Source organism: Peribacillus sp. Bi96 (assembly GCF_918698115.1).
GTDB lineage: Bacteria > Bacillota > Bacilli > Bacillales > DSM-1321 > Peribacillus.
Genome location: NZ_CAKKLV010000037.1, coordinates 20,578 through 27,885, shown reverse-complemented (window position 1 = coordinate 27,885; position 7,308 = coordinate 20,578). Strand labels below are relative to the sequence as shown.

At 36.7% G+C, this 7,308-nt stretch carries 6 protein-coding genes and 1 pseudogene; 2 read left to right on the top strand and 5 right to left on the bottom strand.

Annotated elements, in window-relative coordinates:
• Nucleotides 1-582: 582 nt before the first annotated feature.
• From LQ203_RS25645 to LQ203_RS25630, 4 genes and pseudogenes are all read right to left on the bottom strand, one after another.
• Nucleotides 583-1,323, bottom strand: coding sequence for an SDR family oxidoreductase (locus LQ203_RS25645; protein ID WP_230162545.1), 741 nt, complete (start codon nucleotides 1,321-1,323; stop codon nucleotides 583-585).
• 62 nt (nucleotides 1,324-1,385) lie between these two features.
• Nucleotides 1,386-2,519, bottom strand: a complete 1,134-nt coding sequence (locus tag LQ203_RS25640; protein ID WP_230162543.1) for an NADH-dependent flavin oxidoreductase — start codon at nucleotides 2,517-2,519, stop codon at nucleotides 1,386-1,388.
• A 229-nt stretch (nucleotides 2,520-2,748) separates the two neighbouring features.
• On the bottom strand, nucleotides 2,749-3,117 hold the full coding sequence (locus LQ203_RS25635) for a MerR family transcriptional regulator (RefSeq protein WP_098371712.1): 369 nt from the start codon (nucleotides 3,115-3,117) through the stop codon (nucleotides 2,749-2,751).
• Nucleotides 3,118-3,715: 598 nt separating this feature from the next.
• A pseudogene (locus LQ203_RS25630) lies at nucleotides 3,716-4,062 on the bottom strand (VOC family protein).
• Nucleotides 4,063-4,418: 356 nt separating this feature from the next.
• On the opposite strand from LQ203_RS25630, the gene LQ203_RS25625 reads away from it, so the two are divergent.
• Together LQ203_RS25625 and LQ203_RS25620 are read left to right on the top strand one after the other, a co-directional pair.
• Nucleotides 4,419-4,835, top strand: a complete 417-nt coding sequence (locus LQ203_RS25625) for a helix-turn-helix domain-containing protein (RefSeq protein WP_056519634.1) — start codon at nucleotides 4,419-4,421, stop codon at nucleotides 4,833-4,835.
• The gene (locus tag LQ203_RS25620; RefSeq protein WP_156500244.1) at nucleotides 4,832-4,984 is read left to right on the top strand and encodes a hypothetical protein; all 153 of its coding nucleotides are present in this window, start codon (nucleotides 4,832-4,834) and stop codon (nucleotides 4,982-4,984) included. Before LQ203_RS25625 ends, LQ203_RS25620 begins: the two co-directional genes overlap by 4 nt.
• Nucleotides 4,985-5,232: 248 nt before the next feature.
• Here LQ203_RS25620 and LQ203_RS25615 read toward each other — a convergent pair whose 3' ends face one another.
• Nucleotides 5,233-6,768, bottom strand: a complete 1,536-nt coding sequence (locus tag LQ203_RS25615; RefSeq protein WP_057277229.1) for an amino acid permease — start codon at nucleotides 6,766-6,768, stop codon at nucleotides 5,233-5,235.
• Nucleotides 6,769-7,308: the final 540 nt, after the last annotated feature.

Sequence of the window (7,308 nt, the reverse complement as noted above, 5' to 3'; positions counted from 1 at the left end):
CTGCCCATTTACTAGTAACGATTGCTTACAACATCTTAAAAACAGGAGAACCTTATCATGAACTAGGCTCAAATTACCTTGAAGAAAAACAAAATAACAAAGAATTAAAAATGATCGAATACCTAAATAAGAAAGGCTATACAATTGCTCCATCTGAACAACAAACTGCATAACCAGTTAAAATAACGCAATATTACCCCCATCAAAAAAAATGAGAATATGGAGGGTTTATTTTAGCATGGCTTTTTTACTAATGTATTTTCATACAAAAAAGCTGCCTTAAAGACAGCTCCGATCCTCAGCTAACGCACCCGTTAGTTTAAGTACAATGCTTCACAAACTTAAAATTTAATCTCTTTTTTAATTTTATTAATGAATTAATTTCCATTTAAACATTAAACGTTCAAATAAAAGTATATTGTTCAGAGGAAGCATGTTATCTAATCACGTACAATGGGAATAAGTCCTATTGCAAATGTATCTGAATATAGCATTTTCTCAACCTTTCATTATTTGCAAAGTATAAGGTAATAAACAAGCAGCCCCAAAAAAAGTGGGGCTGCCTCATTACAAAAGTTTCTTTTAGAGTTCTTGAATGGTTGGACGAACAATCATTTCATTAATCGCTACATCTGATGGTTGTTCAATTGCAAATGCAATCGCACGAGCAATGCTAGCAGGCTCAATTCCAATTTTGCTATCTTCAACAATTGCAGATTTTAATTCTAAATCTGTAATGGTTTCTAGTAATTCTGTAGTAATAGTTCCTGGGGAGATTATAGTTGTACGAATATTGTTGCTAGCCTCTTCTATACGGAGACCTTCTGTAATGGCACGTACAGCAAACTTTGTACCACTATAAACTGCACTAGCAGGGAATACTAAGTGACCAGCTATTGAGGAAACGTTAATAATATGCCCTTTTTTTCTTTCTCTCATGGACGGAAGAACAGCAGCAATACCATAAAGTACACCCTTGATGTTTACATCAATCATCGTATCCCATTCATTGATTTTTTTCTCATAAACAGGTGATAACGGCATTACTCCTGCATTATTGACCATTACATCAATTTTTCCAAACTCTTTAAGAGCAAAATCAGCTAACTCTTCCATTTGTTCATGTGAGGCAACATCCGTCACTTTATAAATAGCTTGCCCGCCATTATTTTGAATCTCTTCTTGTAATTTCTTTAATCGATCTTCGCGCCGAGCCGCCAGTACCAACTTCGCATCTTTAGATGCAAGTTCTTTTGCAGTAGCTTCTCCAATCCCACTAGAGGCACCCGTAATAATTACAACCTTATCTTGAATATTCGACATATATATGACATCCTCTCTTAATAAAAACGTGATAAAAAACAGTAAACTTTTCTATTACGATGTTAGTCTTCGATCTTAAACCATGGACCTGAAGCTTGAATTGCATTCCAAAGTTTTCCTGGAAGCTCAAGCTCGCTTACTTTTGAAGTCTTAATTGCTGTCTTAATTTCAGCTTCTTTTCCACTCTGAACCTTTTCAACCCATTCTGGATTCATGATTAACGCGTGGCCAATTGCAGCTAGGGTAAGTCCCTTATCTAATGCTTTGGCGACATCATCCGGAGTTACCATAGAACCAGCAGCCAGTACAGGAACTCGTCCGTTTACATGGTCAACAACTAACTCAAGATATGTCTTTTCATCTTGACTGTCGACTGGCTTTGAAGAAAGAGCATCAGCCAATGAAGCATGCACATAATCGACATCCTCTTCAATTAGGCCTTCAATCAATGCATAGGTATCCTTCATTCTCAAACCGCCTTCTTCATGTTCGTCAGGAGATATTCTGTATCCTAACATAAACGGTTTTGTTGCATGCTTTTCAATGACATTTTTCACTTCCTGAACGATTGCCAGTGGGAAACGCATGCGATTTTCTAATGATCCTCCCCATTGATCTTCTCGTCTGTTGAAGAAAGGTGAGAAGAAGTTTTGCATTAAAAAACCATGAGCACCATGAAGTTCAACGCCGTCAAAACCTGCTTCAATTGCTCTTCTTGTTGTTTCTCCAAATGCATGGATGATATCTAAAATTTCGTCGTGTGAAAGTTCTCTAGGCAAAACTGAAGGAGCAAATCCAGTAGCTTCAGTCTCTAAAGCGCTGGAACTAACAACCTCACCATTTGGAACAAGATCTGGTAGGGCTTTGTTACCTGCATGGAAAATTTGAAGGATAGCAGGAGCTCCGCCACTTTTCGCGGCTTCAGCTAATTTACGTAAGCCCGGCGTAAATGTATCGTCATAAGCTGCAAATTCATTTGTAAAACCGATCCCGTTTGGAGTCACATGTGTACAACCTGTAATCACAAGTCCTACTCCGTTAACTCTTTTTTTGTAATAGGTTAATTCCTCATCTGAAACCGTGTAATCATCATTACTGGACCAAGTTGTCATTGGTGCCATAACTACTCTATTATTAAGGGTAATCCCGTTTTTAAATGTAAAAGATTTAAATAAGTTGCTATATTTTTCGTTCATTTTTTAACCTCTTTCTGAATAGTATTGATCTAACATTGTTAGTTTGTCGTATTTTATAAAGGTTGATTAACCCTTCATGTATTAAATGGTGCAAGATTAGGTTAATCCCTAGAGAGCACTCTAACGCAAGTGTTTTTTTATTATTTTCGATAAAACACGATGTAGAAAGCTGTCTGTACGAGGGTTATCCAAAAGATGCAAATGGAAAAAACAACTAGCTGCTTAATTTCTAAGAGAAACAGTCTCCTACTTCATTTTCATAAAAATTTATTTTATTATCCAGATGCTCTAAACTTTGACGAATCTTCTCCAATTCTTCCACTACTTTTTTGCGATGCTTTTTAAGCAGAGCTAATCTTTCTTCCATTGTTTTATCCCCCATATGCCCCCACATGGCAAATCGTTTCATGTCTTTTAGTGACATCCCTGTATTTTTTAGGTGGAGCAAGGATTCAATCCATAATTTATTTTCATCCGAGTAAATTCTGACATTGTTATCGTCTCTATTTACTTTTATTAACCCTTCTTTTTCATAAAACCTCAATGTATGTTCGCTTAGCCCAACTATTTTAGAAAATTCTCCAATAGAATATGTCAATATAACCGCCTCCATTAAATCTGATATGTCTATTTCTTCTTTCTTTTTTAATTTGTGTTATAAAGAAAGAATAATACTTAGAGTTTACTCTAAGTCAAGAAGTTGTAATTCTTCTGCATATGATGATTAACGATCTTTTAGATTTATTTCGTTAGAAAAATTTAAAAAAGGAGACATAAAGAGTAGAATAAAAAAAGTCACTTATTTGACTTCGTTATTTTCAAATAAAAAAGCAAACTCGCCGCAGTTTTGGCGAGTTTGCTTTTTTATAGCTATCACGTTCCTTATGCAACTAAACTGCCCCTTTAGTTCCATAAGAAAAGGAGCTGCTGATCAGCTCCTGGTAATGAAGTAAAGCACCCGTTAGCCATCCATGAATCGCAAAAATCGGCGATCCACCACAAAGAATGAAAATGGTTGGGAAGTGTCCATACTGATACTGACCTTAATCCAGTCAACCCTAATCCATAGACTAATTAATTAACGCTCTCCTCTTTTTTTAAACGATTGAGCAGGGTCTTCTTAAGTATTGTCATTTTTCATTATTAAAGAAACTTATTTTCATGGTAGTTCAACAACAAAATTTATTATTATCCTATTACTTCTCCCAAAGCTCTATACGTCTTCCCTCTGGATCTTCAATCCAAATAAACTTTCCAAATTCATTAATCGTCTTTTCCATAACAAGGGGAACACCCATTTTTTCTATATGTTTATACTGTCATCCAAATTTTCAACTTGAAAGTTTAACATCACTTGTTGTTCTGTTGGAAAATAGCGGTCATTTTCAGAAAAGAAGGAAAAGATAGTTTCATTGCCTGATTGTGGTGTAATAATGGTACCATTCCAATTTTCAATTTCAATTTTTAGGACTTTACTGTACCATTTTTTTATATCCTCTAGATTTTTAGTCCTCCAAAAGATTCCTCCAAAACCCTTTATTATCATAAGAATCTCCTTCCTATCCCATTAGTTATTAATTTAAATTCTAGTTTTGAAAGCGAATTCCTTCTTTCACTAACCTGCCAGTTAGAACAATTTAAAAAGGCTGCTTCGGTTATATGTAATTCCATATAAATGTTATTTTATAGGGGTTTTATATAGTATTTAATAAGATGTTGAACATTAAAACAAGTAGAAACAAAAGGGATAGAAATCTATCCCTTTTTATTTATGCTGACCTCAAAATGACCTCATTTACCACAACAACTCAAAGAATGTAATTGTAAAATTTTCAATTTTAAATTTTGGCTCTGTTAAAGTAAATTGTTGATTTTTGAGCAAAAAAAAGACCACAATTTTTGTGGTCTTTGCTTTTCCTTATTCAATTAACGCACCCGTTACTTTGTGACCGTATCGCTAAGATTGAGGGCAGTAAGAATGAGTTTAAACGATTCCAAGCCCCAGTATTAACACTGAATAAGGAAGAGGAGGAGGATATCTTTGATAAGCTTATTCATCTGTTTGACGGGGTTGTTGTGGAGGGTGAAATTCAAGAGGTCAAAGAAGAAGAACCAATTGACCAGCTGAAACGCTGGATCGCAAACACTGGTGAGCTCCGAGTAAATGAGTTAGCAAGATTGATAGGTTTAGGGAATAATAAGGTTCATGCCATGATGGTGGAATTAGTAAATGAAGGGTATTTGAAGAAGGAAGGCAGAAGTTATGCCATTAACGTGAATGATGAAGAATTGGATAAATGGAGGGATAAGGAATGATACCTTTTACGACTGCATTGATAATCCCTGTTGTAACCTTCTACGCAATGATCAAAGGAATCGATTATATGTATAGTGAAATGCTGGAAAAGAAAAACCGATTACGTCCATTAACTTTCGCCAATGGAAGGACGGATGGGGATGAATAAAAAATTAGTAAAATGTAAGTCTGCGCTGATAGAATAATTGAACATAAGCAGAAGGGTTCGAGAATCTTTAAAAGATCTCGAACCCTTCTGTTTTAATATGTGAGTGTCCAGTCTAGTTTACGGGATGTGTGAAAAAAAAAACGAGTGAAAATATAATTTCTGGTAATCAAAGTTTAAGAGATTTTTACGAATAAAAAAAGTGAAGAAGGAAAACCCTTTAGAGTGGCTAATATGAGTTAGCAACAAACCTACATTGACATGTCATTGCGCTTGTTTTTATGAGAGATATATTTTTTCGGTATCGCAACATTATACGGCACATTGCTATGTCCGTAGCTACGATGAATCATCATATACAGTAAACCAATACCTACAACTATGACTCCTGAAACGAGCACGATATAGTTATCATACCAAGGTGCATCTGGCGTTCTTGGCCAACACATGTTGATCATTGCGATGATTCCGTAGACAAGCGCACCAATATTGACGGGCAGTCCCCACTTGCCCAATTGATACTTACCACTTGGCTTCCATCCTTTTAGTCTAGCTCGAAGTGCAGCAAAGACAACCATTTGGAATCCAAGATAAATGCCAAATGCCGCAAAACTGATTACCTTTGTGAGCGCATCTGTAGACACTTTTGATCCAAGCACAATGAGGGCTGGGACAATTGCGGCAAGAAGCAGCGCATAAGGTGGAATGTGACGAGCAGCCGAAAATTTCTTTAACAACCGGCTTCCTACAATCATGTCATCACGGCCATACGAATAGGCAAGTCTGCTTGCTGCCGCTTGTAAACTCATTACACATGAAAGGAAAGAAATCAACACAATACCCAGTACAATCTTCGCGCCAACAGCACCAAATGCATCGTTTAGTAAGGTATCAACAGGCGTTACGTCCTTACCAGCGATAACTGCTGGGATATCAGCAACTGATAGTACTAAAGCAAGGCAAACAAAAGTTGCTGCAGCACCGCCAATGTAAATGGTCCGACGCATTGCCTTTGGGATAAGAACACCTGGATTCGGTACTTCTTCAGCAACATCACCACAAGCTTCGAACCCATAATATTGAAAAATTCCAATTAATCCAGCTGCTGCAAATGCATACATGTAGCTATGACTACCTTGAGCACCAAAAGAATCAAAGAGCACATCAAGACCGTGCACCCTTTGTGTGATAAGCAACCAAAATCCAACTACAAGCGCACCGATAAGTTCAGCAGCAAAACCAATAACTGCTGCAGCTGCGAGAACCTTTGTGCCAAGAAAATTGATGATAGTCGATAGTGCAAGAAGGACTACTGCACAAAGAATCGCGGAGTCCACCGATACTTCAAAACCCAAAACTTGTGCTAGATAAGGTCCAGCTCCGTACGCGACACTGGCAATCGTCACAAGCAAGGCCATTAAGTAAACCCAGCCAGTCATCCACGCCCACTTGCGCCCCCATAGTCTTCGTGCCCAAGGATAAACTCCTCCTGCAACAGGGTATTGCGCAACAATCTCACTGAAGACAAGTGCGACTAGTAATTGTCCGAGTCCAACGATGAAAAAACTCCAAATCATAGGTGGGCCACCTTGCGCAAGTGCGTATGCAAATAGTGAGTACACACCTACTACAGGTGAAAGATAAGTGAACCCTAGCGAAAAGTTTGCCCACGGACTCATGTCGCGGCGAAATTCAGATTCATATCCAAGTGATGCCAGTTGTGCAGCATCACTATCATAATGTTCTGACGCAGAACCTCCAATTTTTTTATTCAGATTTTCTTGCATATTTGAGCCTCCTTAAAATGGTAGATATATTTTTATATGCAATTGCTGCGCCAATATAAAAAATAATATAAATATTCAGTTAATTTTACTTTGACAGAGGTAAATTTTACAATTAAATTTCAATTTTGATATTTTGTATTCAACTTTGAAATAATTTTAAGATGGGGGATAGGGATTTTATGCCAAATAACTTCCATCTGTTATTACTTTTTAATCATTAATGCATAATTTATTCATAACTTCATAGGAACGTGGAATTGTTGGGCAGAACCCTAGCTTTTTAGTAAGTAGTTCAGATAACGTGGAGAAAAAGCCAAATAACAAAGTAAATAACATACGAATTGGCAAGTTAAATAGCAGATTAAATAACAATATAATTAGCATAAAAAACACTTGAGTACCCAAGTGTTTTTGGTCTTTAATGTGTAATTCTTGTTCAACTAACGCACCCGTTAGTTCAACAAGAACGGGTTAAAAGTTCATCACTTAACCTACATAATTCTCTTGCTTTTTTCTCCTCTAAAAGATCAAATCCAATCT